The following is a 25,930-nucleotide window of genomic DNA, read 5'->3' on the forward strand; positions in this document are numbered from 1 at the left end:
ATCTATGTGGCGTTTGCCGCTTGGCAACCGCTGGTGGGGGAATCGTCGTCTCCGATCCAAGTCCGGGCTAGCCGCCTTTCGTCGAGAGCCACCGAAGAACGCGTGCCTCATATCGGTCTAGTCCCGCGATCCTGCGGGAGAGCCGGCGCGGGTCGTGCAACTCGGCCGCGAGCCTGCCTTCGCTCCAGCTCTCGATCACGAGGGGATGCACGTAGCACTTGCGGCAGACCGAGCGGGTGTTGCCGAGGCGATTGGCAACCTGGTCGATGACGCGGTTCAGGACTTTTCTCGCCGCCGCCTTGGTCTCCGGCACAGGTTCGTCCGCCAGAAGCATCGCCGCGCACACCGTTCCGCCCCAGGTGCGGAAATGCTTGGACGAGAAGTCCGCTCCGGTCGCTTCGCGAATGTAGTCGTTGACGTCTTGCGAATGGATCGGGCGGCGTTCGCCGTTCTCGTCGAGATATTGGAACAGGTGCTGTCCGGGCAGGTCCTGCGCGCCGCGCACGATCCTGGCGATACGGCGATCCATGAGTTTCAGCCGCCACTCCTTTCCGGATTTTCCCTTGAAGGCGAAGCGCAGCGTCGATCCTTTGACCTTGACATGCCGGTCGCGCAGCGTGGTCAGCCCGAAGCTTTTGTTGTCGCGCGCATAGGCGGCGTTGCCGACCCGGATCATTGTGTTGTCGAGCAGCCAGGCCACGGATGCGACCACCCGCTCGCGCGGCAGGCCGCGGCGGCGCAGGTCGGCGGCGATCCGCCGGCGCAACCGGGGCAGGGCTTCGGCGAAGGCGAGCAGGCTGGAATATTTGACTTCGTCGCGGCAGGCCGACCAGCGCGCATGATAGCGATATTGCTTGCGGCCCCGCTGGTCGCGGCCGGTGGCCTGCAGATGGCCGTCCGGATCGGGAGAAATCCAGACGTCGGTCCATGCCGGCGGGATTGCCAGGGCGCGGATGCGGGCAAGCGTTTCGCCTTCGCCGAGCTTGCGGCCATCGGGGGCGGTATAGAAGAACCTGCCCTTGCCGCCCTTGCGGCGGATGCCCGGCTCCTCGTCGCTGACATAGACCAGCGACGCTTGTTTTGCCGATTTTCGCGTCAGGATCGGCGCTGGGGGCTTGGCTCCATCCCGCACGCGGAGGCTCCGAGGAGGTTCAGTTCTTGGCAGGTGGCTGTTGCGGCACCTCGCCCGGCCGGATAATCGGCGTGTTGCCCTTTGCCGGCGGCGGCGCAGCCATCGTATCGCCTGTCGGGGGCGGTTTCAGGACGCCGCTGCAATCGCTAAGCTGATCGCCCGGATCACTTGGCTGCGCCTTGCTCGCATCGCCGTTTTTACTTTTCCCGGTCTGGTCTTGCGGCTTCGCCTGACAGCGAGCGGACGGCTGTTGCGATCGGTCAGGGGCCGGAGACGGCTCTTGCGCCGAAGCGGGCGTGCCGAGGCTGATGACAGCCGCGCCGCACAGCAGGATGAGAAACTTCATGGCAGATCCTTTCGCCATCTGTTCAAGATCTCAAAGGCGTTTCGGCCTGAATTGTTCCGGTCAGCCATGGTTGCCGGAGCGAAGCGGAGATTGCGGAGTTCAGAGGAGGGATACCGGAAGCTCGGAAGAGCTACTGGCGGACATGTCTGCTGGGACCGCTTGGCGGGTCGAAACCGAACCGCCGGACGTGCTTCTAGGGCCGGTCGCGCGGCCTCCCGCATCACGCGCCGGTCTGCCGGTTGGGGTTGCTATCCTGCCGCATGGCAGGATGGGTCGCCCTCTGGCCTACTCCAGGACCTCGACCACCCTGCGGGTTTCGGGATCGACGATCAGCGTGCGGCCCTCGACCACGACATAGCGGTATCTGACGTCCGGAGCCTCGATCTGGTGGAGTTCGACGGTGTCGGGCAGCACCGAGCCGATATTGAGCTGCACTCCGAGCAGATCGATCGAGGCCAGCGGTTTCCTGTGCACATATTCCCTGATGACTGTCTGTTGCTGCGGTTCGATGACCACGTCCTGCGCAGCAGCGGCTCCCGTCGCTGCCAGCAGCGCCGCCGCCACGATCGCGGTGCGGATTTCGGGTCGCATGTCTCGCTCCTTATGGCGGACCACCCGCCGGCGCCCGAACTTTTACGGCGCCCTTTGGTTCCGTGAGCCTTGGATCTCCGAAGTCCGTGGCCACGCCGTGGCCTAATATCCGCCCACGATCGGCAGGATCTCGCCTGTGATGTAGCTCGAACACTGCGGCGAGGCGAGAAAGACATAGGCCGGTGCGATCTCTTCCGGCTGTGCCGGCCGCTTCATGGGCGTCTTGGCGCCGAACTGTGAAACCTCCTCCGCCTCCTTTTCCGAAGGATTGAGTGGGGTCCACACCGGCCCCGGTGCAACGGCGTTGACGCGGATGCCCTTGTCGATGAGGCTGGCGGACAACGCCCGGGTAAAGGCATGGATGCCGCCCTTGGTCATCGAATAGTCGATCAGTTCCTTGGAGCCCTCGATGCCGGTGACCGAACCGGTATTGACGATCGCGGAACCTTGCCGCATGTGCGGCACCGCTTCCTGGGCCATGTGGAAATATCCATAGAGATTGGTCTTCAAGGTGGTGTCGAAATGCTCCTCGGTCAGATCCTCGAATGCCGTCGAATGCACCTGGAACGCCGCATTGTTGACCAGCACGTCGAGCCTGCCGAATTCGGCCATGGCCCTCTTCACCGCCTGCCGGCAGAATTCGCGTTTGGAGACGTCGCCGCTTAGCGTCAGGCAACGCTTTCCTTCCTTTTCCACGGCCTGCCGCGTAATCGCGGCGTCCTTGTCTTCGGCCAGATAGACGATGGCTATGTCGGCTCCTTCGCGGGCGAACAGCACCGCAACCGCGCGGCCTATTCCGGAATCGCCGCCGGTGATCAGAGCGACTTTGCCTTCCAGCTTGCCGGACCCGGTCCAATAGGGCGCATCGTAGAGCGGAGGCGGTTCAATCTTCGTCTCTTCGCCCGGTTTGGGATGATGTTGCTTGGGGAAGGGCGGGACGGGATAGTCGCGCGCGCCAGCCTGCATGGGCTGCTTGCGCCGCGGCTTCTGACCGGAGCGATCGTCGGCCTCCACCTTTTTCTGAACGGCTCTTTGCTTTTTTACTGCAGCTTTGGCCGGTTTAGCCTGGTCCATCATTGCACCTTTTCCTTGAACGCCGGGCATGCGGCTGGGTCAGGCTGCCCAACCGGGGCACGGCGCGATTGTTCCCGGAAGCGGAGCGGCCATGGAACTTAGGCCGGAAGGAAAAGTTCTGACCATGAAGGGAGAGCAGCCATGCAACCTGCATCCGAAACGCCGGCCGACACCCGCATTTCGATCGAGCCGTTTTCCGGCGTCGTCACCGTCAGGTTCTCGGACGCAATCATCGCGCCGAGCAAGAGGGCCTGGATCATGCGGCAAGCCGGAAGCGAGCCTGTGCTCTACGTGCCGTTCGAGGACATATATTTCGAGTTTCTGAAAAAGACCGACAAGGTCACCCGCAGCGCGATCGGAACGGCCAGCTACTGGCGTGTCCAGGCGGTCAATGCATCGAGCGACGATTTCATGATGGCATACGAAACCCCGGAACCCTGGGCCGCCGCCATCGCACGTCACGGCTGCTTCGATCCCGCCGCGGCCCAGATCGATGTCGATCCCGAGGCCGCGTGACGTTCACGCCGATGAAAGAGAAACCGGAGATCCATATGGCCAAGGATAGAAAGACCAAAGAGCTTGCCGACCCGACCCGCCTGTCGTCGGACGCCGACATGCGCTACCTGGCCGAGAACACCGATCTTTCGCCGCGCCAGGCCAGGGAGCTTGTCCGCAGACATGGCCGTGACCGCGCCAAGCTGTTGGAAATCGCCAGAAGCATGAAGGCCGAAGGCTGACAGACGCGCCGTTCAAGCCGCAAATACGGATTCGGTGAGCCGTGAAGCATGTCCGCGGTTCATTTCAATCGATTTTGGCGCAGATTACCCTCGCAATGTGATTTGCGCCTTCCTCACCGTCGTCCTAGCCTATCCTTTCGGCACCGGGCTGGGGCGTTTTCGCGAAAGGAGTTGGAAATGAATCCGGCCGTGGAAATTCCTTCTCGTCAGAGGGCGATCTTGACGAAAGCAACGAACGAGTTTTGCCGAAAATACGAAATCAAGGATTTGGCTGGACGTGCCGCGGCTGCGCGGCTGGCGATGATTTATTTCAGGTCCGGGAAACGGACGACCCTTGAACTCAAGCACGCCTTGGAGTCGGACGAGTAGACGCAGGTATTTTTGATCCCGCGTTCGCCGACTGATCAAAGGCCACGTTTAGACCCATCGCGATCGCATGGCTGGCAACTATGGTTGCCAGCTCGGCGTCCGTGTGTTCGCAGTCCGGGAACCGGGAGCGAATTTCCGCCGCCATCTGTGCTGTCGAGACCGGTGCGGCCATACCGCATCGGCTAAGCATTGCCTGTTCTACAAATCTCGCAAGACTGGGTGGACGTCTTGTGTCGGGCATAGATGCACGTCTCCATGCCGAGCGCCGCTGCCAGAACCGTGACGTTTTCTGCATCATCGCGATAGCTTCGCTCTGGGTGAAACGAGGCGCCGCAAAGCGGGCGGCCTCTTTGGCTCGTTCAATCAGATTGCGCTTTTTGGCGCTTTCGTTTGCTCTTGAAGGGCGTCCATGAGGAGACGGACCACGCCGTCTCCTTCATGTTCCGTATCGCTAGTGCTTGCCGCCCTTGCGGCCAGCCTCCGATGCGCGTTCGCGGTCTTCGGCGAAATTGCCGCTGCCGCCGCGATGCTCGCTCTTGTCCCGACTCGACTGTTGACGCTTGCTGTCGTCGTTCTTGTGGCTCTGCTGGCCAGCCTTGACATGTTGCTCGTGCGTACCGCCTTGATTTGCCATTTGCTTCTCCATTCACGGTCAGAGGCGCCCTTCGCCTCACCGTCCCGAACCACGGCAGAACGCCGTAGTTCCGGACGAAAATATTTTGTGAACGCGAACGAGCCATCGTAGCGAAATGGAAGACGGATCGGACGGAAATACCTGCACATCGGCGTCGCCGTTCCTTGCCGTGCTTGCGCTGTCATGCTTCGTTCAGCATGGACCGTAGCGGTTCCTGGCTGACGTTTTCTTCGATCTGCTCATGCCCGGGCGTTTCCGGCAGGGCCTTGCGGAAATTCCTAGCGTAATCGGAAGGCATGATCGGCGGCATCATCGGTTCGTAGGCATCCACCACCGCCTCGATGATCACCGGTCCTTGCGCCGATAGCGCCTGCTCCAGCACGCCTTCGGTCTGGTCCGGCCGCGAGACGCTAAAGCCCACCCCGCCCATCGCCTCTGCCGCCATGGCGAAGTCGATCGGCTGCAACTCGCAGCCAAACTGGGGATTGCCGAGAAACATCATCTGCTCCCAGGCGATCTGGTTGAGCATATTGTTCTTGAGCACGAGCAACTTCAGATTGATGCCGTAGCGTACGGCGGTCGAGAATTCACCCAGCTGCATGGCCAGCCCGCCGTCGCCAACGACGGCGAAGATCGGCCGGCCCGGAAAGGCGATGCCGGCCGCTATGGCGTAGGGCAGGCCGCAGGCCATGGAGGCCAGCGCTCCCGAAACGCCGAAGGCCTGTTCTTTCCCGATGCTGATGTGGCGCGCTGCCATCTCAGTATTCTGGCCGGAATCGGTGGTGAGAACGGCATTTACCGGCATGCGCCGTCCGAACGCGGCGACGATGCCCTCCGGCTTCATCGGCATATCGGTCTTGCCTTCCGCCTCCGCCATCATACCGCGCCAGCGGGCCATGTCCTGCCGGACTTTTTCAAGGAAGCCGCGGTCGCTCTTGCGCTCGAGCTTTTCGTTCAGAAGCCGCAGCGTCTCGGCGGCATCGCCGACGAGACCGGCCTCGACCGGATAGCGAAGGCCGATCCGCTGCGCGTTGAGATCGACCTGCACGCCACGGGCGCGGCCGGGCTTCGGATAGTATTCGATATAGGGAAAGGTCGAACCGACGATCAGCAATGCATCGCATTCCGCGAGCGCCTTCTGCGAAGGTTGAGTTCCCAAAATGCCGATGCCGCCGGTGGTGTGCGGGTGATCGTCCGGAAGCACGGCTTTGCCCAACAGGGCCTTGGCGACGGGCGCGGCCAGCAGGTCGGCCGTCCGCTCGAGTTCCTCGCGCGCCCCGAGCGCGCCGCGTCCTGCTAGAATGGCGACTTTTGGCGCATCGTTGAGGATCCTGGCCGCGCGCTCCAACTGGGCCGGATCAGGGAGCTTGCTGCTTTCGAACCATTCGTCGGGCGTGTGCGCGGGCCTGTTGCGCTTCGAGCGCCTGGCCTGCGACAGATCCGCTTCCTGCACGTCGCTGGCGATGGACAGATGCGCCACGCCGCGCTTGGCCAGCGCCGAACGGCAAGCCAGACCGGCGAGGTTCTCCATATGGGCGGCATCGGAAACCTGGGCGTTGAAGATCGCGACGTCGGAAAAGGCGCGCGTCAGGTCTACATCCTGCTGCGTGAAGGTTTCGATGAGATCGTGGAACTGCATGCCGGTGATGGCCAGAACCGGCGCCTGGTCCAGTTTCGCATCGTAGAGACCAGTGAGCAGATGCGTGCCGCCCGGCCCCGAGGTGGCGAGGCAGACACCGAGCCTGCCGGTCCACTTGGCATAGGCGGTAGCCATGAAAGCGGCGGACTCCTCGTGCCTGACCTGGATGAAGCGGATACGGTCCTGACGCGTGCGCAGCGCCTCCATGACGCCGTTGATGCCGTCGCCCGGCAACCCGAACACCACGTCCACCTTCCAGGCGATCAACGTGTCCACGAGAATGTCGGCTGCGTTGGGCATCGTCTGTTCCTTCCGTTCAGTGCTTTGTGCCTGGGGCACGAGGACGGGCGCTTTGCGCGGCGCGCGCCGGCTTCAGGACGATACCCAACGACAATGCCTTCGATTTCACGCCGATTACGGTGCGCCCGAGCAGTTGCGCCACTTCCGCCGAAGTTCTTCCGGCCGCAGCCATTTCGCGAAGGCTGCACGTCTCGTCCGGGAGCCAAGGCAGTCCGTTTCTCGTTGCGGGGGACGTCGGCACCTCGGGCATCCTCATGAACTCGCCGCCCGAACCAGCGCTGGGATTGATTGTTCCCTGCGATGTCGATCCGTGTCGCGGGCCGATGGCCCACCCTAGCGGCGCGATCCGCCTTTCAGCAGCGTGTCGCAAATCCGCCCTATCGCGCCGCGCGAATAGGCCAGCCCTTGATAGAGCGAAAGCGCTGTTCCGGCCCACCACACATAGACGGCCGGTAGCCTTGCGCGTCGGGCAAAAGCGAAGATGCGATGGCTCCACATCGAGATCCGATAGCGCGTGCGGTAGATCAGCGCGCGGCGGCGGCCGAGCGCTATCGGCCGGTCCGAGACGCGTTTGCGCAGGGCAAGCGCGGGCGACCGCCATTCGAGACGGTAGGCGAGGCCCTCGCGGCGTTGCCGCAATCCTGCCGCCTGGGTCTCGCGCACGAAATGCGCGTCCGTTTCATGAAGAGCCAGGCGATGGCTGCCGATGGCGTCGCGGACGATGCCTTCCAGTTCCGGATTGCGGACCACGACGACGTTGGTCCCTTGCGGATCCGACGAATAGGGCTCGACCCATGCGTCGCCGAAGGAGATGTCGGCGGTCTCCGCCACGACGTCGTCGCAGAAGTTGCAGGCGGAGTTCTGGAAGAAGCCGGCGCCCCAGTCTCCGTCCGCAAGATGCCACCAATCCTTTTCCCGGGTGCTTCCGTCGCCGAGGGTGAGCCGCGCGCGATACCAGCTCGCGGGCCGTCCCGGCGCCTTGATGCGGTAGTCCACCCTCACCACGTCGTCGGGATCGACGCCCATCTGCAATGCCAGGCTGTCGGCAAACCGGGCGCTCTTCATGTGGCCGCAGAAAAGGCCGAGCGTATAGGCGATGCGCTCGCGCATCATCTCGTCCTCCGCCCGCTGCAGATTGATTGCCTTGACGAAGCACGGCACGCCGACGACCGCGTACCGGCCCGGCCTCGCGCGGATGGTCCGCAGAACGGACGACAGCTCGGTCGGATAATAGCGCGAGCAGGCACCGGCCCGAACCTCTTCTATGGTCCGGGAAATTGTGTAGCGGAAAAACAGCCCTTCGCGGCGGGGATCGGGCGAGGCAATCACATGGGCGACGCCGTCGACAAGACCGCGCCGAAGCAGTTCGCTCGCCGTCCAACTCACCATGCCGCCCGAACTGCCCAGGGCGCGGAAACCGTCTTCGCACACGTGGCCGATATAGGCTCTGGAGAAGCGGCCTATATCCGGATCGACATATGCGGCCGCCGGAAACAGGGCGGATGCCAGCGCATCTTCGTCGCGCGCGCCGGGCGCAAAAGGACAGGTGCGGTTGAAACGCGGCGACGAGTCGTCCAGCCAGTCCCCGCCGGCCGGCTTGAGTTGGCCACGCTTGTCCCAGATCATGCGCGCATCGGGCGCTGAGCTCTGCGCCACGCAACAGCCGCAGCCGATGCAAAGACCGCCCCTCATGATCCCGCGCGGACTGGTCGCCTGGTCCGGATGCGGGGTGTCTCCCATCAAGCCACTGCTTTCTCGAGGAAGTCATGAGATCGCTGGCGTAACTCGGCTATGCGGGCGGCGATGCCGTCTTCGGGCAAGCCTTCCAGCAATCTGCGCATGAGAGCGGGTTTGACATCCTCGGCCACGAGATGGTTTTCGGCTGAGACCAGTTGCATCAGGCCGGCAAGTTTGTTGGCACGATAGGGCGACGAGACACAGACGAACGGTTTGGCGTTGAGCAGCGCGAAGATGCAGCCGTGGAAGAAATTCGTGGCCACGGCCGCGGAGCCGGCCACCAGTTGCGCAAAGCGGCGAGGCCCGACGGCGATGAGCTGCTCGTCGGCCCAGTCGTTGCGATAGCCGACGCTTAGAAGGCGATGGCCGGTGGCGGTGGCCCAGCTTCGCACCGCGTCGGCAAACCAGCGGGGAAAAGTATGGCCGTAGACGACGGCATAAGGGCATCCGGCGGTTGCCGTCTCGATCCGTTCGATCGGAGACGGAAACTGCAGGCAGGGATCCAGAACCAGTTCGGGTTCGCGTCCGGTGGCGTCGCGCACGAGCCTTGCGCTGTTGTCGTCGCGCACGGAAACCAGGAAGAAATTCGAAAGGGAATCCGCCCAAAGGGCCGGCAAACCGTCCGAGAACCGCTGGTTGCCGAAGCTTGCGGCGTAGGAAACCAGCCGGCCCGCCTTGAGGCCCGAACCGTAGAAGATGGCGTGGCGTCCGTACCAGGGGTGGCACAAATTCCACACCTCGTCGCTGCCCACGACGATGATGTCCAGATCCCCCAGCGAACACGGATCTTCGAGCTCGAACTGGATGGATCGTGGCAACTCCTGCAGGGCAGCGAAGAAACGGCGCGTCTTTTTCGCATATCGGGCCCTGTCCCCGGCGGGGGCTTTCGCCGGGCGTTGCGGATCGAGCGCGCATCGCCATTCAAGCCGGTTCACGGACGCGGAATCATGGTCGAGCAGCACGGCGTCGTGGCCCATGGCGCGAAGACCTTCGACCAGGCAGCGCGCCTGCCAGTACGACCCGTAGTTGATGCAGCGGTGAAAGGTCAGGATTCCGATTTTCCAGGAGGTCGTCATGTCTCGACACCTCGGACCACCGGCTTCACGCCGCCGAACGCCGCGCCATATCGCTCGCATCCGCTGGCGCATAGCGCAGCGTCATGTCGGCGCAAAACCGGGCGAACTCGTCCGGTACGAGCGGCGGGCTGGTGTGGTGCGGCATCAGTCCCCTGTGCTCGGGCGTGAAGCAGAACGTCAGCGTCACGTCGAAGTCCGCGAGCGCTTCCATCTGCCGGTCGAACCAGCCCAGTGCATCCGGTCGGAAGCTGTCGGCCCAGGAAAGACCGGTGCGCAGGCGGGTGACGCCCAGCCGTTTCATCCAGGAAACCGCGGCATCAAGGCGCGGATCCTCGAAATGGAACCATTGCACCAGCCCCATCTGCGGCGTCAGCCGGGCGAATTCCTCGAGCGCCGGCTTGGGCGAGCCGTCCTCGCGCAGCAGCCCCATGTAGAAATGGCGATAATAGGATGAGCCCTCTGCCTCACGATGCCTCGTCGTGGCTTCCCAGGCCATCGGCAGGTCATAAAGGCTGTACCATTGCACGCGCTGTGCCTGCCCGAGCAGCAGTTCGGCCGTTCTCTTCAGCCCCCAGACCTGGATCTGCTCGGCACCGAAGGTCGAAACGCCCACCTCGGTCACCCATATCGGCAGATCGGTGACGGCGCCGATCTCCGCCAGCCTGGCTGGCCACTCGTCGATCTGCCAGAGGTTCCAGTCCAGGGGAAAGCCATGGACGGCGACGGCATCGACATGATCGAGGACGCCGAAACTCTTCATGCGCTTCATGAACGCGGGGTCGACCGGCGAAATGCCGCCGAGCACTTTCGTCAATCGCGGATTCACGCGCGCGATCGCATCCGCGGCCAGCGTCGCCATCTCCGCATAACGGCTCCAGTCGGGGTCGAGTTCAGGGTCCCAATGGGACTTGTTGTTCGGCTCGTTCCAGATCATTGCGGCTTCGATCATCGCGGGCTTTCCCTGGCAGGATAGACGGCGCCGGAATTGCCGGCGGGACGACAGATGTAGACTTCCGTTTCGGGATGGCCCGTAATCTCGAAGCCTGCGCTGCGCAGCATGGCCTCCACGCAGGCACGATTGGGAATCCACCAGTTTGTAGGGTCGTTCGCGTAGCGGTGTTCGATGAAATGGAGCTTGGGGAAGGCCGGCTCGTCGAACAGGTCCTCGCGCCAGAAATGATAGTTTTCTTCGGTCGGCATCACGTCGGCGCTGCCCCGCTGCATCGACTGGAAGACAAGCAGATCGCCGGCGACATGTTCGCGGATGAGGTCGAGCGCGAGCAGCGGATGACGCAGATGGTAGAGCACGCCCATGAACAGGACGATGTCGAAGCGCTCGCCGAGAGCGCCCACGTCGTAGACGGAAAGCTTCCGCAATTCGATGTCGACGTCCGCCACTTCGGCGGCGAAGCGCGCCTGCGCCAGATAGGCCTCGTCGAAGTCGATGCCGAGCACCCGCGCCGCGCCGCGGCGCTTCATTTCGATGGAGTAGAAGCCGGCGTTGCAGCCGATGTCGAGCACGGTCTTGCCGCTCAGATCGGCGGGGAGTGCATGCGCGAACTTGCGCCATTTCACATAAGGGTAGTTGCCGAGAAAATGGTTGGGCGCCGTGGGCACGCCGTCCAGCTCGATGTTGTGGAACCACGGTCCGAGCTCCTTGATGCGCTGCTGCACGGCATTGCGGGACATACTCATCAGAAGCACGTCCCGTCGAAGTCGCGGCAGCAAGGTTCCACTGCGCTTGAAGGGTAATGAAGCCGCGTCATGTCACGCACTTTCGTTGAGCCGCAGCACTTTGGCGCCCCAGTCGCCCGCCGCCACGACGCTGATCGAGGCGGGATCGATGTCGAACCGGAAGCAACCGTCCGGCGACAGACCCAGTGTCTGGCAGATCGCGCATTTGATCACGTCTGCGTGGCTTACCAGGACGATCGCACCGCCTGAAAAGAGGCTGGAGAGTTCCTGCATGCATTCGCGGATTCTGCCGCCCACATTGGCCATGTTCTCGCCGGCGGGCGTTGAAGCAACGTTGCGGTCCCGGTTCCAATGCCGCCATGCGGGATCGGTGTCGAGTTCGACGAATGTCTTTCCGGACCAAGAACCGAAGTCGATCTCGTCCAGGTCTTCATGTGCGGTGACGGGCTGCACCTCGCACGCGCGGGAGACCGCCTGCGCCGTCTCCCAGGCCCGTTTGCGCGGGCTGGAGAAAATGGCGTCGAAGCTTTCCTTGCGCATCCGATTCCCCAGCCGGGCCGCCTGCGCGCGTCCGGCGGGGCCGAGGAACACATCCCGGCTGCGGCCGGCGAGATAGCTGCCGAGATCGTCATGGGCGGCGTGCCGCAGCAGGAAGAAAGTGGTCGTCATTCCGCCGCTTTCAGGGTCTCGGGCTCGATGCCCGCGATGAAATCCTGGGTGAGGTGGCGCGCCTCGGCGTCGGTGAACTGGCGTGGCGGAGACTTCATGAAATAGCTGGACGGACCCACCAGCGCGCCTGCAAGGCCGCGGTCGAGCCCCAGCTTCGCACAGCGGATGGCGTCGATGACGACCCCGGCCGAATTCGGTGAATCCCACACCTCTAGCTTCAGCTCCGCGTTGAGCGGCACGCCGCCGAAGGTGGTGCCCTCGAGCCGGATATAGGCCCATTTGCGATCGGCCAGCCAGGGAACGTGATCGCTCGGGCCGACATGCACGTTGTCGGGCTCCAGGGGGATGTCCAGCTGGCTCATGACGGACTGGGTTTTCGAGATCTTCTTCGATTCCAGTCTCTCGCGCTCCAACATGTTGAGGAAATCGGTGTTGCCACCGAAGTTGAGCTGATAGGTGCGGTCCACTCGAACGCCCCGTTCGCGGAAGAGATTGGTCAGCATGCGGTGGATGATCGTGGCACCGACCTGGCTTTTCACGTCGTCGCCTATGATCGGCAGCCCGGCCTCCTCGAAGCGCCGGCGCCATTCCGGCCGCGACGCGATGAAGGAGGGAATGCAGTTGACGAAGGCGCAGTTCGCCGCAAGCGCCTGTTCCGCATACCAGGCGGTGGCGCGGTCCGACCCGACGGGAAGATAGGACACCACGATCTCGGTGCGGGTGCCGCGCAGGACCTCCGCGACATCCACTTCCGGCTCCGGCGATTCCTCTATCGGGCCGCGCAGATATTTGCCGATGCCGTCCAGCGTCGGTCCCCGTTGCACCGTGACGCCGGTCGGGCCGACCTCGGCGAATTTCGCCGTGTTGTTCGGCGGTGCGAAGATCGCCTCCGCGACGTCCTTGCCGACCTTGCTGCGTGCCACATCGAAGGCGGAAGCAATTTCGATGTCTTCCGGCCGATAGCTGCCCAGCTCGACATTCATCAGGCCGGGCACCGGCTCGTTCGCTTTGACGCCGCTGTAATAGGTGATGCCCTGCACCAGCGACGAGGCGCAGTTGCCGACGCCTACAATGCCGATGCGTATCTTTCTTCGTGCCGTCGCCATGCCGTGCACCTTGTTTCGGGGAGTGTCGGGCCGAACCGGCGAACCGAAGGAATGTTCCTTTCGAGGGGATTTTAGCGCGGCGCGAGGGATCAAACCCGACCTCCGCCCGTTCGGGTCGACCCGTCTGCCAGCGAAACGGCGATCATGATTGTCTACGGCGACCATATACGGTGCGAACCGGCCTCCAGTGTCTCGGCCTCGGTCGCGCAGGCGCTGGGAGAAGTTGGCCGCATGTCGCCGGGCATAGACCGGCACGCCGCCCTGGTGAGTGCCTTCGTCCGCGCCGGCGAGCTGGTTCAGGGCATCGCCGATGCCGAGTTCGAGCAGAGGGGATGCGACGCCCAATCTAAGGCACAGGAGGCGGGGGCGGCGGTGCTGGCCGCCATGGCCGCAGCCATAGACCGTTCATGGCAAAGCGGCTTCACGGCCGATCCCGACACCGGCCATCTGGTGCGGCGGCTGAACGGCCTCGCGACGGCCGGCTTCGTCCGGACCCGGACAGGCGAAGGTTACGCCCATTATGGACTGTATCCGGAAAGCTATCTGGCGGCGGCGCGCTCGTCGGGGCTCGGGCCCGATACCTGTGTCATCGGCATCAGGAGCGTGGGCGTCAGCCTGGCGGCGCTCGTCGCTTGCGCCCTTGGCGCGCGGGTCCCATTCAGCGTGCGCCCTGTCGGGCACCCTTTCGACCGCGAGATCCGGGCTGCTCCCGACCTTCTCGCCGAGGCGGACCGGCTCGGCGATTTCGCCGTCGTCGATGAAGGCCCGGGACTTTCCGGCAGCTCCTTCGCAAGCGTCGCGAAATGGCTTGTCGCGCAGGGCGTCGGCATGAATCGCATCCATTTTTTCCCGAGCCATGACAGCGAACCGGGCGCCATGGCGAGCCCGGATACACGCCGTATCTGGCAACGATGCGCACGGCATCCCGCTTCGTCGGACGCGGTACTTGGCGCAAGCGGCGGACTGCAGCAATGGCTGGCCGGCCGGATCGGCCCGCTCACTCGTCCGCTGCGACAGCACTCCATCGCTCCATCGATCCCGCAGGATGCGCGCTTCGCCAGAAGCAGGTTCATCGCCGATACCCGCGCCGGCCGTTGGCTGGTGAAATTCGCGGGTGTCGGGCAAAGCGGCAGACTGAAGCTCTTGGACGCTCAGGCTCTGGCCGATGCCTGCTTCGGTCCGCAAACGGTGGCGCTTTGCTACGGCTTTCTCGTGCAGAAATGGGCAGATGGCATCCCGATGACGGCATGCCGATATGATCGCGGCGAATTTCTGAAGCGGCTTGCCGCCTATCTGGCCTTCAGGGTGAGGCGGTTCGGCATGGCCGGTCCTGGCGCTTCGCTCGGCGAGCTTCGGCATATGGCGATCGAAAACAGTCGCGAGGCCCTGGGCGCCGAGGCGGCGCGGCAGATGGAAATGCGGCTGGCGGATCTTGAAACGCTCAGCGGCCGCATTCACCGAGTGCGCACGGACAACCGGTTGCATGCCTGGGAATGGCTGGTCACGAATGACGGCTTCCTCAAGCTCGATGCCGTCGACCATTGCTGTGCCCATGATCTTGTCGGCTGCCAGGACATCGCATGGGATCTGGCGGACGGCATTGCCGAGCACGATCTCCAGGCGGATGAAATTGTCTTGCTGGGCGAGTTGCTGAAGCGTGAAGGCATCGAAGTGGAGCGCGAACTGACCTCGATGCTGCTGCCCTGCTACCTCGCCTTCCAGCTCGGCATGTGGACCACAGCAGAGGGGGCCGGGCCGGGCAATGCGGGGGTTGCCGAACGCTACGCGCGAAAATTATCGCAGGCCTTGCGCGAAGCGCCGCTTTGAAACGGCCGTACTCACGGCAACCCCAATGAAGTGGCGAGGTCTCTTCTTTCAGGGCCGGCATTCTTCACGTCGGGAAGCGAGCGCCGGAAATGGCGCACGGTCATGGCGAGCCCTTGCCGCAGCGGGGTCTTGGGCTGCCAATGCAGGAGATTTCGGGCGCGGCCGATGTCGGGTCGGCGGCGGCGCGGATCATCGACCGGCAGCGGCATGAAACGGATTTTCGACGACGATCCGGTCATGTCCAGGATCAGCTCGGCCAGCTCCAGCACCGTGAATTCATCGGGATTGCCGAGGTTGACGGGGCCGCTCGGCGGCGGATCAACTTCCATCAGCCGGCAAAGCCCGTCGATCAGGTCGGCGACGTAGCAGAAGGATCGGGTCTGCGAGCCGTCGCCGTAGATCGTCAGCGGTTCGCCTTTCAGCGCCTGGACGATCAGGTTGGAGACGACCCGGCCGTCATGCGGGTGCATCCTCGGCCCGTAAGTATTGAAGATGCGCGCCACGCGTATGTCGGCGCGGCCGCTTCGGAGGAAATCGAAGCACATCGCCTCTGCGGCGCGCTTGCCTTCGTCATAGCAGGCGCGAGGCCCGGTGCAATTTACGCTGCCCGTATAGGCTTCCTCCTGCGGATGCAGATCCGGATCGCCATAGACTTCGCTGGTCGAGGCCTGGAGGAAGCGGGCTCCGCAGCGTTCGGCCAGTTCGAGAAGGTTGAGGGTGCCCAGGACGCAGGTCCGCATGGTGTGGACCGGATCGGCCTGATAGTGCGGAGGCGAGGCGGCGCAGGCGAGATTATGGATGCGATCGATCGGCCGGTCAGGCCGGATGGGCTCGCATACGTCATGTTTGAGCAGCGAAAAGCGGGGATGATCTTTCACCGGATAAAGATTGTCTTCGTTGCCGGTGATGAAGCTGTCGACGCACAGCACATGGTTCCCGCGGTCGAGCAGCATCTCGCACAAATGGGAACCCAGGAAGCCGGCGCCGCCGGCGACCATTGCAGTCCTTGGTTTTCCGGGACGGGCCATTCTCTTTCCCTTGCTATTGCTACGCCGCGCATGGGCCGGCGACATCGACACGTGACAGGCAATGCAGAAATTCGCGCGCCCGAGCCGTTCCGGTATGTCTGTCCAATACCAGGCGGCGTGCGCGGTTCGTGATTTCTTGCCGCCGCGGCTCGCCGGTTTCGGTCAGGATCGCGCAGACGTCCTCGGCGGTCGTGGCCAGTTGGATCGCCTCGCCCGGCGTGAAGAAGTCTTCGAGGCCGCGCCATGGATCGCTGATCGCAGGGCAGCCGCAGGCGGCGGCCTCGAACAGCCTGACGCTGGGGGACCAGCCGGCCGCGACCATGTCGGCGCGCGTGAGGTTCAGGGTGAACCGCTGCCGGCTGTAGAAAGATGCGTGCTGCGACGGAGGCAGATGGTCCATGCGCTCGATGTTTTCAGGCCAGCGGATCGTCGCCGGGTACTGCGCGCCTGCAACGACGAAGCGGCGTTCCGGCAGTCGTTGCGCGACCTCTATCAGAAGCCGCTCCAGCGCGGGCTGGCGGTCCGGGCTGTAGGTGCCGAGATAACCGAGATCCCAACAAGGCGCTTCCCCGGTCGGCGCATAGCGGGTCTCGTCGACCGAGCAATAGAGCGGCTCGGCGCGACGGGCATGAAATTCGTCCTGCAGGCGCTTCAGCGTCGGGCCGCCGGTGAAAGAGAAATACACGTCGAACAGGCGAAGTTGCCGCCGGGCGATGTATTCGTCGGCACCGCATGACAGCTTCGCAAGGGTGACCGGGGTGTCGATGTCGTAGAAGCAGAACAGGCCGGTCGAAAGCGTCGCCACCGTAGCGATGACGGCTACGCCGTCGGGCACGAAGGAGCCGACGATGACCACGTCGGCGCGCCTGATCCTGTCGGCATGAACCGTGTCGAGGTCCTGCACCTTGTCGTAAAAGATCAGGTCGCAGAAGCCAGGCTCCTTGAGGTCGCGATGCCGGGCGTACCAGGGCACGTCGCGCTCCAGGAAGGTCAGCCGATGGCCCAGTCCGTGCAAGCCCCGCATCAGCGCACGAAAGGTGGTTGCGTGACCGTTGCCCCACGACGAGGACAGTGAAAGTCCGAGAATGAGTATGTCGAGCGATCGCGCGGTCATTCAGCCGCCTCCACTGTCGACCGGTGCGCAAGGCGGCGGAAAGTCTCGTCGGCCAGCTTCGCCCGTTGTTCATAGGTGTGTTCCGACAGAACCCGCGCAAGCGCGGCTGTGCCGATCCGGCGTGCCCGCTCGGTGGAAAGCCCTTCGAGGACATCGACGACATCCCGGCCGTCGCGCGCGACAAGGATTTCCGCGCCCGGTTTCAGGAAAAGCTCGATCCCTGCCCAGGCGTCGCTGATCAGACAGCCTCCGGCGCCGGCGGCCTCGAAGATGCGGGTGGCGGGAGAAAAGCCGTTGCTGGCCATGCTCTCGCGGCTGATGTTGAGCACGGCCTTGGGGGTTGTGTTGAAGGCATTGTGGTCGCGCGTGCCGACATGGCCGATCCAACGGACGTTCGGCGGCACCGGCCTGTCCGCCCAGCCGGCTCCGCCGAGAAGAAAAGCCCTTGCCGGCATCTGTCCGGCGGGTCCAAGGAAGAACGTCTCCACCCGCCTTTCACGATCCGGCAGCCGGTTACCGAGAAAAGCGAGATCGCACTCGAAACGATTTGCCGGTTGGACGGGATGATGCGTTTCGGGATCGAGCGCGTTGTAGATCGGCACGCAGTGCCGGGCGCCCAGTGACTGGTAGGCACAGACGACCGGCTCGCCGCCTCCGTAGGTAAGAACGAGATCGATCCGCCGCAGGCACCGATGCAGCGGATGGTCGGGTTCGGCGCGTAGCCGGGCGAGGGTGGCAGGCGCATCGACATCCCAGAACACCGTCAATGCACCGGGACGCGCATGGCGCAGCATTTCCAGCAGGAGCGCCTCGTCTTCGTAACCCACGCCGCTGGCCTTGATGGCGATGTCGGCTTCGGCTGCCTGCGCCGTCACTTGCATCAGCGCCTGCGGTGTCGGTTCATAGACGACGACCGAACACCAGTCCGGCACGTCGATGTCGCGATGCTTCTGCCGATCGTAGACGTCAGGTTCATAGAAGGTGATTTCGTAGCCGCGCCGTGCAAGCGCCTTGAGAAGCCCGCGATAGTAGGTGGCGGCGCCGTTCCAATAGGAGGAAAGCAGGCTCGATCCATAGAAGGCCATCTTCATGCGGCGGCTTCCTTCTGCTTCATTTGACAGACGACGCCCACTGTCCCGCACCGCGACAGGATGTCGAACAACTCGTCGACGCGGTGGCCGCATGTGTGGCGCCCGGCAATGGTTTCAAGTCCGTTCGCGGCGAGCGCCTGAGCCAGATCCCCGTCGTTCAGGATCATGCGCAATAGCTGGGCCATCTCCTCTCCGCTGCGCGCGCGCAGATAATCGATGCCGGTGCGGAACAATCCTTCGTCGTCGTGCCAGGGCGCGGAGACGAGCGGTATGCCGCAAGCCAGCGCTTCGAACATGCGGATGGTCGGGATGCCGGGTAGGCTCTCCACATAGGGCCGCCGAGGAATGTGGACGGTTGCCCGGTGGCGGGCAAAGGCGGTGGGCACGTCCGCATTCGGCAGCCAGCCGCGATAGTCGATCCCTGCGTCGGCCAGCGCGGAAAGGGCAGCCGTCGGGTAGCGTACGCCGTGAACGCTCGCATTCAGCGCGAGGCGCTTCACCGGCCGGATCAGATATTCGTCGATTTCGTCCGAGCGCTCGTCATCGCCCCAATTGCCGATCCAAATCAGGTCGGCCGTTCTGGCGATTCTGGTGCGTGGCCGGAACAACCGTACATCGGCCGCCTCGTGCCAGGTGTAGACATTCTTTCCCCATCCCGCTCGCAGATAGCGCTCGCGCAGGGTTTCGCCGAATGCCAGCACGGCGTCATAATCATCCAGCGCCAGCGCCGATATCGCCGCGGTTTCCGAGACAGCGCGATGATGGGTGTCGTGAAATAAAAGCGTGAACCGGCCCCCTCCGCGCCGCGCCAGACCGAGCCGCCGGACGAGCGCGGGATCCGTCCATTCATGGACGACGACAATATCGGCTTGGAAAAGAAGGCTCTCATGGTCGAAATCGGCGTCATAGGAAATGGATTTCAGTTCGGGAAAATCCGTGGAGAAGCGGCGCGTCGCCTGCTGCCCTTGTTCCTTGAGAAGATTTGTCCTGCTCCACCCGTCCGCCGGTTCCAGCGCCGCCACCTTGTGCCCCCGGGCGACGAGTTCGCGCATCACGCCTCGCACGAAATGGGCGTTGCCGTGGTTCCAGTCCGAGACGAGGGAATGCGTGTAGAACAGGAAGCGCATCAGCATCTCCCGGCATGGACGGAGGTTGCTCGTTCATATGCGGCGCGCATGGCCGTGGCTTGCCGCGCAAGGGTGAAGGAAAGAGATCGGCGCAGGGCTGCCGCACCCAGCGCGTGGCGCAGCGGCGCATCCTCGATCAGGCAGTTTAATGTCTGCGCCAGCGCTTGGGCATCACCGGGCGGGAAAAAGGCCGCGGCGCCGGACCATAGTTCGCGATAGGTGGGAATATCGGCCAGCACCAGTGGCGTTCCTGCTGTCGCCGCTTCGAGCGCGGCCAGTCCGAACGGTTCATAGAGGGAAGGGGAGACGAAGATCCCGCAGCACGCCATCCGCTCGCGGATTTCCGCATGAGAGACCGGTCCAAGTCCGTTTGCCGACCGGAACACGAAACCGGTGCCGTTCGGACCATTCCCGGGCCCGGCGGCAATGATCGGCCACGAAGCCAGGGTTGACGCCCGGTCCAGAACCCGTGCGTTCTTGCCGTCGTCCCACCAGCGGCCCGCCGCGAAAACGGTGTCTTTGCGCTGTGCTGCATGGGTCGGCGGCTTGACAGCGTTGTGCACGACGATGGCGGTGCGACGAAGCTGATAGCACGCGTCCAGAGCCGCAGCATGGCTCGCGCTGGGAGCGACAACCAGATCGGCTTGCTCAAGGCCCGTGCGTGTCCGTTCGAAATGCCAGGTCCATTCAGGTGGCGGCGGTTCGTTGCGGACGGCCCGGAACCAGGTGCCGATGCAAGAGTGGGACACCGCCACGACGGGGCAGGGGAGGTCGAGGCCCACGGCTTGGCCGGGCTCGTTGAGATGCGCCAGATCAATGGCATGGTCGCGCAGCAACTCGGCAATCTCGCGGCGCAGGCCGGCCAGCTCCGCTTCGGTTCTTGCCATCCAATCGGGGGGTGTTTTCAGCCAGACGAGAGTGGCGAAGGCTTCGGCTTCGGCCTTTTGCTCGGCGCTGGGCGGAGGGCCCAGCCCGGCAAGCACGATCGCTTCGCCCGAACGCGACAGTTGCTCGGCCAAGGCCATGGCGTACTGCCAGACGCCGCCGACCGCGTCCACGGTCATCAATATTCGCTGCGGACCTGTTCTCAAGCGCTGGAGCATGGCTGCCCCCCGTCACCGGATGTCCATGTGGGCGGAAGGCTCATGCCACGAATCTTTCTGGCAGGCCCCGGGGAGCAGAATCGGCCAGCCATCGAGCGAGATCTTCGATCCCGCTCCGCCAGCCGATTTGAGCTTGCCATCCGACGGCATCGCGCAGACGGGTGGTGTCGGCTACGAAATAACGCTGATCGCCGGGACGTGGCTCTGCGCGATGGACCTGCGGCCGGCGGTCGGCAAGCTCGGCGATCAGGTCGAGAACGAGATTGAGGCTGACCGCGTTCGATGGCCCGCCGCCCAGATTGAAAGCCTGGCCCCGTAGCCGGTCGATATCCGCCAGCACGGCACGATAGGCATGGACCGCGTCCGATACATGCAGGATGTCACGGACCTGCCTGCCGTCGCCATAGATGGTGATCGGACGTTCGGCGAGAGCCTGGATGAGGAAATGGGCAACCCAGCCCTGGTCCTCGGTGCCGAACTGGCGTGGCCCGTAGATGCAGCTCATCCGCAGCACCGCGGTGCGCAGCCCGTAGGATTTGGCGTAGTCGAGCACATATTGGTCGGCCACGCCCTTCGAGCAGCCATAGGGCGTGCTGAAATCCAGCGGACGGGTCTCGTTGATGCCATGGCTGCGGATGGTCCCGTCGAGCGGCCAATAGCGGCCCTCGGCATGGCTGGTTTCGAGATCCGCCAGCGCGCCATAGACCTTGTTGGTGCTGGCGAAGATGACCGGGATGTCGCCGCCCGCCGCGCGAACCGCTTCCAGCACGTTCAGCGTGCCTCGTGCATTGACCTCGAAATCCTCAACCGGATCAGCCAGGCTGGTGGTCACCGCCGTCTGGGCCGCGAAATGGAATACGGCCTTTGCGTCGGACAGAATGGGCCGCAGGGCATGTGAATCGCGAACATCGATGATGTCCGCTCTCAACCGCCGGCCATGGCGCTCCCGCAGCCAGGCCAGATTGCGTTCGACGCCCCGCCGGCTGAGATTGTCGACGACCGTGACGTTTTCCCCGTCAGCCAGCAGTCGGTCGGCGAGATTCGAGCCGATGAAACCGCAGCCGCCGATGACGACGATTGCTCCACCTTTGCCCTGGCGCCTCATGAGACCAGTCCTCTGGCTTCGAGCTGCTGTCTCATTTCAGCGCCGCGGTCGACGGAGACTGCTCCGCGAACCCATGCCACGATCTCATGAAGCGATTGCTCCAGCGGACGGCTTGCCTGATAGCCAAGCAGCTCCCGGGCCCTACCGATATCGGCGAAACAATTCCGGATATCTCCGGTTCGCGCCTTGCCGAGAATCTCCGGCGCGCGATCCGGAATGCCCATGGCCTCGGCGAGCAGCCCTGCCACCTCGGCGATGGCATAGCTTCGCCCGCTGCCGATGTTGATCACATGGCCTTTTGCCTGCGGCTGTTCGAGAGCCAGCCGGAAGGCACCGGCCACGTCGCGCACATGGACGAAGTCCCTGCGCTGCCGGCCGTCTTCGAAAACCATAGGTCGTTTGCCGTTGACCAGACGAGAGGCGAAGTTGGCGAGCACGCCGGTATAGGGGTTCGACAAGGCCTGCCCGGGCCCGAATACGTTGAACAGCCGCAGGGCGACGGTATCGACGCCGTAGGCCTCGCCGAAGATCATGACGGCACGTTCCTGGGCGTATTTGGTCAAAGCGTATATGGACGCCAGATCGACACGCTTTTGTTCGTCGGTGGCGATCGGCGAGAGCGCCTCGCCTTCGGGCGTCAATGGATCCCACTGTCCTGCCTTCAGCCGCTCGGGATCGCGACGTGCGTCGTCGACGCCCCGCCCGTCTGGGGCGGCATAGGAGCCTTCGCCATAGACGCTCATTGAAGATGCGACGACGATCCGCTCGACCGGGTTCTTCAAAAGGCATTCCAGCAGGACGGCGGTGCCCAGATCGTTGGCGCCGACATAGCGGGCGATCTCGTACATCGACTGGCCGACACCGACCTCGGCGGCGAGGTGCACGACGGCGTCGATGCCCTGCAAGGCTTTCGCAACCGCTTCAGGATCGCGGATATCGCCTTTCAGGAGATCAGCTCCCGCCGGGAGCTCGACGTCGCCTGCGCCGTGGACCTGTTCGATAAGTGCGTCGAGGATGCGCACCTCGAAGTTCCGATCCAACAGTTCTGCCACGACATGACGACCGATGAACCCGCCGCCGCCGGTTATCAGAATGTGCTTCACAGTGTTTTCCCTCGGGTGGTGTCCGGTTTGCCGAACAAGCAGGCCAAAGGTTTGTTCCTTCGCCGATCCCGATCTCGCCAGGAGCCACGCAGAGGAACATAGCTTCGCTTCACCGGTTAGGCGCCGACGAAACCGAAGGGAAAAACCATGCGGGTGACTGTAGTTGGAGCCGGCTATGTCGGACTGACGACAGGTGTATGCCTATCGCAACTCGGCCATGAGGTGATCTGCGCGGACATCGACCGTGATCGGATCGGCCGCCTGAACACGGGCGTACTGCCGTTCAAGGAAGACGGGCTGGACGAGCTCGCCGCTGAAAACATCGCGCGCGGACGCTTGCGGTTTTCGGACGATCTGGCGATGGCGGCTGCGCGACGCGACCTTCTTCTGATCGCGGTCGGCACGCCCAAGGGCGCCGACGGGGAAGCGGACCTTTCCTTCGTCCGTCAGGCGGCGCGCTCGATCGCGCCGGTCATGTCTCCGAAGACCGTGGTCACCCTGAAGTCAACGGTTGTCGTCGGCACGGCTCGCGAAGTCCGCGAGATCATTGCGGAGGAACGTGGCGCGCTCGATTTCTGGGTCACATCGAATCCGGAGTTCCTGCGAGAAGGCACGGCCGTATCGGATTTCCTTTGTCCCGACCGCATCGTCATCGGCGCCGACGACCGCGATGCCGGCGAGCGGCTTGTCGAGCTTTATCGGCCAATTCTCGAAAAGGGGGTGCCGCTGCTCGAAACGGGGACGGCGAACGCGGAGCTGATCAAGTATGCGGCCAACGCCTTTCTTGCGCTGAAGATCGGCTTCATCAACGATGTCGCCGATCTCTGCGAGAGCATGGACGGCGACATAGGCGCGGTGGCAAAGGGGATAGGTCTCGACAGCCGCATCGGCTCGAGTTTCCTGATGCCCGGCCCCGGTTATGGAGGTTCCTGCTTCCCAAAAGACACGGAGGCCTTTGCGCGGACGGGCCGCTCCTACAATGTTCCGCAACCGCTCATCGAAACCCTTATCGCCAGAAACGATCTCCGCAAGCAGCGTATCGCCCGGCGTGTGCTGGAGGAACTGGCCGGGATTTCCGATCCGACGGTTGCCGTCTTCGGCGCCGCGTTCAAGGCCAATACCGATGATGTTCGTGAAGCGGCGGCGCTCCACATCGTGCCGGCACTGCAGCAGTCCGGCGTCGCCGTCAGGGCCTGTGATCCCTGGGCTCGGCACAATGCGGCAAGGTTGCTGCCATCCGTGGTCTGGGACGACGATCCCTACGTTGCTGCCAGCGGCGCGGACCTGCTCCTCATTCTCACCGAATGGGAGATTTTCCGCTTACTGAACTTCGGTCAACTCGCGGCCGCCATGCGCGGACGCAGGATCTTCGATTGCCGCAACCTGCTGGAGCCGCAGGAGGCGATGAGGCATGGCTTCCGTTACGTCAGCCTGGGCAGGGCGCCGATCCCCAAGAGAGAAAAGAAGATGGCGCACGCCGCCGGAATTCGCTGCGCGAACCGCCGCTTCCGCTCGCCCAACTGAGCCTCAGGGCAAAGAATTTCAAAGCAGCAGCATCTTTTTCGTGGTGGGCCCAGGCTGCTATCGCCGTTTGGGAGCAAGATGGGATTTCGAATTTCGCCGAGGCTTTTCTTCCGAGGTAGGAAGCAAAGCCAGCCTCGTGCCTATCGCAGCCAGCGCAAAGCTCGCACCGAAAGCCCATGCCAGCATCGCGATGGCGAGCGGCTGTCCGCTGAACAATGACGCGTAGAAGCCGATCACCACAAGGACAACGATGACTGCCGCAAAGAAGATCGGCCAAAAACCGCGTTGCCACATCATGGCCGTCTCCTTCCGCAGTCAAACTGCCTGCTCGGTCCGTGAGGGCCGAGCAGCGGTTGATCAGCGCATTAAGCCAAATGGCGCTTGGTGCCTCTCTGTCGATGCCGCATCACGCGTTGAGAACAGCCACGATCTTCAACGTGTCCGGATCGACGATCACGATGGTACCGTCCTCCATCACGAAATATTCGTAAGCTTTGTATTCGGGCACGATCTTGACGATGCGCGCCGGCAGCCTGTGCAGACGGATCTTCTTCGGGACCTCGGTTCCAACCGAGATCTGTATGTCGGTGCGACTTACCGGCTTGATCTTCTCTTCCTTGATGACGTTGCGAATCTCGGTGCGCTGTTCGACCGTGACATTGGCGGTCGATCCGACTGTGGTCTGGTTTTTGGACGTACCCTGGCTTTGCATATTCTGTTCATTGGTCGTGCTGGATTTGGTCTGCCCGGTTGCGGATTCGCCCTGCGTGCTCGTGCCCGACTGTCCCTGCACCTTCTGGGTCTGCTTGGTGCCGGAACTTTGGGTCTCGTTGGTGCCGGAATTGCTTTGCGTGCTCTCCTGCTTCGTCGTTCCGGACTTGCTCTGGGTGCTCTGCGTGCCCTGAGTGTTCTGTTTGGTCGGCTCATTGGCCTGGTTTTGACCATTCTGCCCGGACTGCGACTTCATGCCGTTTGTCCCCTGGGCATTCCGATCAGTCTTCATGGTGGGTTCGGCCTGCTGCTTGGTAGCCGCGCCGCCCTTGGTTTCAGAACCGGTGGACCGTTGTTTGCCCGAAGAGGCACAACTCTGGTCGCCCGACGGGCAGTTCGAACTGGCCCCGCCTTGCGTGCCGCCCTGCACGTCCTGCGTCGTGCCGCTCTGCGCAAAAGCCGCACCGGCGCCAATGCCGAGGCTCAACGCAATTGTACTTGCAACTAGAATTCGTCTCATGGGAACCTCCTTAAGTTCGTGATCCGAACAAGCCGTTCCCCATTTTGTTCCCGCCGTGGCTCATGGCAGGTAGGCCAGCCGACATGAAGGCAGATCCTTGGAGGCCGAGCCGAGTCCGCACCGCCCGGCGCCCCGCAAACCCTATTTTGAAGGGCGCACCTTGCGGTCATTCGTTCAGCCCGGCAGGTACTGTTTCGATGTTCAGCGCTCGTCGCGCTTTATGAACTCATGGCTGTTGTCGAGGACACCCGGTTGCTCCGGCTGCACCACGAGCGCCAGGTCAGCGTCATCGAACATCCTGAACCACTCGTCCCATTCGACCAGTTCGATGCCACCTGAGTTTGGGGGCCGCTCGGGCCTGTCCTGATCCTGGTAGGCCGCCTGATCGAAAACGATAAGAAGTTCGGGTTGAACACCGGCCTGGGGGGATACGTCGACGACGGCGGGAATTCCCATTCGGGCCGCCGCCCAGTCTCGAATCGCATCGTGGTCGGTCAGAACCGGTTTGTCGGCCATCGTGCACGCACTCCTTGTTGCAGACAGAACTGAGCTTCGGCTCGACGGTTCCTTGG

At 63.5% G+C, this 25,930-nt stretch carries 27 protein-coding genes; 5 read left to right on the plus strand and 22 right to left on the minus strand.

Going from position 1 to position 25,930, the window contains the following annotated elements; translation table 11 throughout:
* Positions 1-67: 67 nt before the first annotated feature.
* The 4 genes from QU595_RS24895 to QU595_RS24910 all read right to left on the minus strand — a co-directional run bounded on the left by QU595_RS24895 (position 68) and on the right by QU595_RS24910 (position 3,143).
* Positions 68-1,132, minus strand: a complete 1,065-nt coding sequence (locus tag QU595_RS24895) for a DNA topoisomerase IB (protein ID WP_315927006.1) — start codon at positions 1,130-1,132, stop codon at positions 68-70.
* A gap of 19 nt (positions 1,133-1,151) precedes the next feature.
* A complete protein-coding gene (locus QU595_RS24900; protein WP_315927008.1) occupies positions 1,152-1,478 on the minus strand; it encodes a hypothetical protein in 327 nt (108 codons plus the stop codon).
* Positions 1,479-1,763: 285 nt separating this feature from the next.
* Positions 1,764-2,069, minus strand: coding sequence for a DUF1236 domain-containing protein (locus tag QU595_RS24905; RefSeq protein ID WP_315927010.1), 306 nt, complete (start codon positions 2,067-2,069; stop codon positions 1,764-1,766).
* Positions 2,070-2,171: 102 nt separating this feature from the next.
* Entirely contained in the window at positions 2,172-3,143 is a 972-nt protein-coding gene (locus tag QU595_RS24910; RefSeq protein ID WP_410000566.1) for an SDR family oxidoreductase, read from the minus strand.
* A gap of 141 nt (positions 3,144-3,284) precedes the next feature.
* Between QU595_RS24910 and QU595_RS24915 the strand changes: the two genes are divergently transcribed.
* From QU595_RS24915 to QU595_RS24925, 3 genes are all read left to right on the plus strand, one after another.
* Positions 3,285-3,659: a DUF427 domain-containing protein gene (locus QU595_RS24915; RefSeq protein WP_315927014.1), complete on the plus strand. Its 375-nt coding sequence runs from the start codon at positions 3,285-3,287 to the stop codon at positions 3,657-3,659.
* 35 nt (positions 3,660-3,694) lie between these two features.
* Positions 3,695-3,880 (plus strand): hypothetical protein, encoded by a 186-nt coding sequence (locus QU595_RS24920; protein WP_315927015.1) that lies wholly within the window; start codon positions 3,695-3,697, stop codon positions 3,878-3,880.
* A gap of 177 nt (positions 3,881-4,057) precedes the next feature.
* Entirely contained in the window at positions 4,058-4,249 is a 192-nt protein-coding gene (locus QU595_RS24925) for a hypothetical protein (protein WP_315927017.1), read from the plus strand.
* A 451-nt stretch (positions 4,250-4,700) separates the two neighbouring features.
* On the opposite strand, the gene QU595_RS24930 is transcribed toward QU595_RS24925, so the two are convergent.
* From QU595_RS24930 to QU595_RS24965, 8 genes are all read right to left on the minus strand, one after another.
* The gene (locus QU595_RS24930; RefSeq protein ID WP_315927019.1) at positions 4,701-4,883 is read right to left on the minus strand and encodes a KGG domain-containing protein; all 183 of its coding nucleotides are present in this window, start codon (positions 4,881-4,883) and stop codon (positions 4,701-4,703) included.
* Between the two features lie 181 nt (positions 4,884-5,064).
* Positions 5,065-6,822 (minus strand): thiamine pyrophosphate-dependent enzyme, encoded by a 1,758-nt coding sequence (locus QU595_RS24935; protein WP_315927021.1) that lies wholly within the window; start codon positions 6,820-6,822, stop codon positions 5,065-5,067.
* A gap of 333 nt (positions 6,823-7,155) precedes the next feature.
* Entirely contained in the window at positions 7,156-8,562 is a 1,407-nt protein-coding gene (locus QU595_RS24940; protein WP_315927023.1) for a Coenzyme F420 hydrogenase/dehydrogenase, beta subunit C-terminal domain, read from the minus strand.
* Complete coding sequence (locus QU595_RS24945) at positions 8,562-9,635, minus strand: polysaccharide pyruvyl transferase family protein (protein ID WP_315927025.1); 1,074 nt, start codon at positions 9,633-9,635, stop codon at positions 8,562-8,564. Before QU595_RS24945 ends, QU595_RS24940 begins: the two co-directional genes overlap by 1 nt.
* Before the next feature lie 25 nt (positions 9,636-9,660).
* On the minus strand, positions 9,661-10,584 hold the full coding sequence (locus QU595_RS24950; protein ID WP_315927027.1) for a glycosyl hydrolase: 924 nt from the start codon (positions 10,582-10,584) through the stop codon (positions 9,661-9,663).
* The gene (locus QU595_RS24955; protein ID WP_315927029.1) at positions 10,581-11,330 is read right to left on the minus strand and encodes a TIGR04290 family methyltransferase; all 750 of its coding nucleotides are present in this window, start codon (positions 11,328-11,330) and stop codon (positions 10,581-10,583) included. Before QU595_RS24955 ends, QU595_RS24950 begins: the two co-directional genes overlap by 4 nt.
* Positions 11,331-11,402: 72 nt before the next feature.
* The gene (locus QU595_RS24960; protein ID WP_315927030.1) at positions 11,403-11,999 is read right to left on the minus strand and encodes a histidine phosphatase family protein; all 597 of its coding nucleotides are present in this window, start codon (positions 11,997-11,999) and stop codon (positions 11,403-11,405) included.
* Positions 11,996-13,105 carry an inositol-3-phosphate synthase gene (locus tag QU595_RS24965; protein ID WP_315927032.1) on the minus strand — a complete coding sequence of 370 codons (1,110 nt, stop codon included), beginning with the start codon at positions 13,103-13,105 and terminating at the stop codon, positions 11,996-11,998. Before QU595_RS24965 ends, QU595_RS24960 begins: the two co-directional genes overlap by 4 nt.
* 144 nt (positions 13,106-13,249) lie before the next feature.
* Here QU595_RS24965 and QU595_RS24970 point away from each other — a divergent pair, with 144 nt between their 5' ends.
* Positions 13,250-14,932, plus strand: coding sequence for a hypothetical protein (locus QU595_RS24970; RefSeq protein WP_315927034.1), 1,683 nt, complete (start codon positions 13,250-13,252; stop codon positions 14,930-14,932).
* An 11-nt stretch (positions 14,933-14,943) separates the two neighbouring features.
* Here QU595_RS24970 and QU595_RS24975 read toward each other — a convergent pair whose 3' ends face one another.
* From QU595_RS24975 to QU595_RS25005, 7 genes are all read right to left on the minus strand, one after another.
* A complete protein-coding gene (locus QU595_RS24975) occupies positions 14,944-15,960 on the minus strand; it encodes a UDP-glucuronic acid decarboxylase family protein (RefSeq protein WP_315927036.1) in 1,017 nt (338 codons plus the stop codon).
* Between the two features lie 19 nt (positions 15,961-15,979).
* Complete coding sequence (locus QU595_RS24980; protein ID WP_315927038.1) at positions 15,980-17,074, minus strand: glycosyltransferase; 1,095 nt, start codon at positions 17,072-17,074, stop codon at positions 15,980-15,982.
* Positions 17,071-18,165: a glycosyltransferase gene (locus tag QU595_RS24985; protein ID WP_315927040.1), complete on the minus strand. Its 1,095-nt coding sequence runs from the start codon at positions 18,163-18,165 to the stop codon at positions 17,071-17,073. The genes QU595_RS24980 and QU595_RS24985 overlap by 4 nt, the downstream gene beginning before the upstream one ends.
* Positions 18,162-19,292 carry a glycosyltransferase gene (locus QU595_RS24990; RefSeq protein ID WP_315927042.1) on the minus strand — a complete coding sequence of 377 codons (1,131 nt, stop codon included), beginning with the start codon at positions 19,290-19,292 and terminating at the stop codon, positions 18,162-18,164. The genes QU595_RS24985 and QU595_RS24990 overlap by 4 nt, the downstream gene beginning before the upstream one ends.
* Positions 19,292-20,356, minus strand: coding sequence for a glycosyltransferase family 4 protein (locus tag QU595_RS24995; protein WP_315927044.1), 1,065 nt, complete (start codon positions 20,354-20,356; stop codon positions 19,292-19,294). Before QU595_RS24995 ends, QU595_RS24990 begins: the two co-directional genes overlap by 1 nt.
* A 79-nt stretch (positions 20,357-20,435) precedes the next feature.
* Positions 20,436-21,500, minus strand: a complete 1,065-nt coding sequence (locus QU595_RS25000) for an NAD-dependent epimerase/dehydratase family protein (protein WP_315927046.1) — start codon at positions 21,498-21,500, stop codon at positions 20,436-20,438.
* Positions 21,497-22,603 carry an NAD-dependent epimerase/dehydratase family protein gene (locus QU595_RS25005; RefSeq protein WP_315927048.1) on the minus strand — a complete coding sequence of 369 codons (1,107 nt, stop codon included), beginning with the start codon at positions 22,601-22,603 and terminating at the stop codon, positions 21,497-21,499. The genes QU595_RS25000 and QU595_RS25005 overlap by 4 nt, the downstream gene beginning before the upstream one ends.
* A gap of 147 nt (positions 22,604-22,750) precedes the next feature.
* Here QU595_RS25005 and QU595_RS25010 point away from each other — a divergent pair, with 147 nt between their 5' ends.
* Entirely contained in the window at positions 22,751-24,127 is a 1,377-nt protein-coding gene (locus tag QU595_RS25010) for a UDP-glucose/GDP-mannose dehydrogenase family protein (RefSeq protein ID WP_315927050.1), read from the plus strand.
* Positions 24,128-24,184: 57 nt separating this feature from the next.
* On the opposite strand, the gene QU595_RS25015 is transcribed toward QU595_RS25010, so the two are convergent.
* The 3 genes from QU595_RS25015 to QU595_RS25025 form a co-directional block, all read right to left on the minus strand.
* Positions 24,185-24,424 (minus strand): hypothetical protein, encoded by a 240-nt coding sequence (locus QU595_RS25015; protein WP_315927052.1) that lies wholly within the window; start codon positions 24,422-24,424, stop codon positions 24,185-24,187.
* Positions 24,425-24,533: 109 nt separating this feature from the next.
* A complete protein-coding gene (locus QU595_RS25020) occupies positions 24,534-25,358 on the minus strand; it encodes a DUF1236 domain-containing protein (RefSeq protein WP_315927054.1) in 825 nt (274 codons plus the stop codon).
* Positions 25,359-25,559: 201 nt separating this feature from the next.
* On the minus strand, positions 25,560-25,874 hold the full coding sequence (locus QU595_RS25025; RefSeq protein ID WP_315927056.1) for a hypothetical protein: 315 nt from the start codon (positions 25,872-25,874) through the stop codon (positions 25,560-25,562).
* Between the last annotated feature and the right edge of the window lie 56 nt (positions 25,875-25,930).

The sequence above is a fragment of the Mesorhizobium sp. SP-1A genome (assembly GCF_032460275.1).
Taxonomy (GTDB): Bacteria; Pseudomonadota; Alphaproteobacteria; order Rhizobiales; family Rhizobiaceae; genus Mesorhizobium.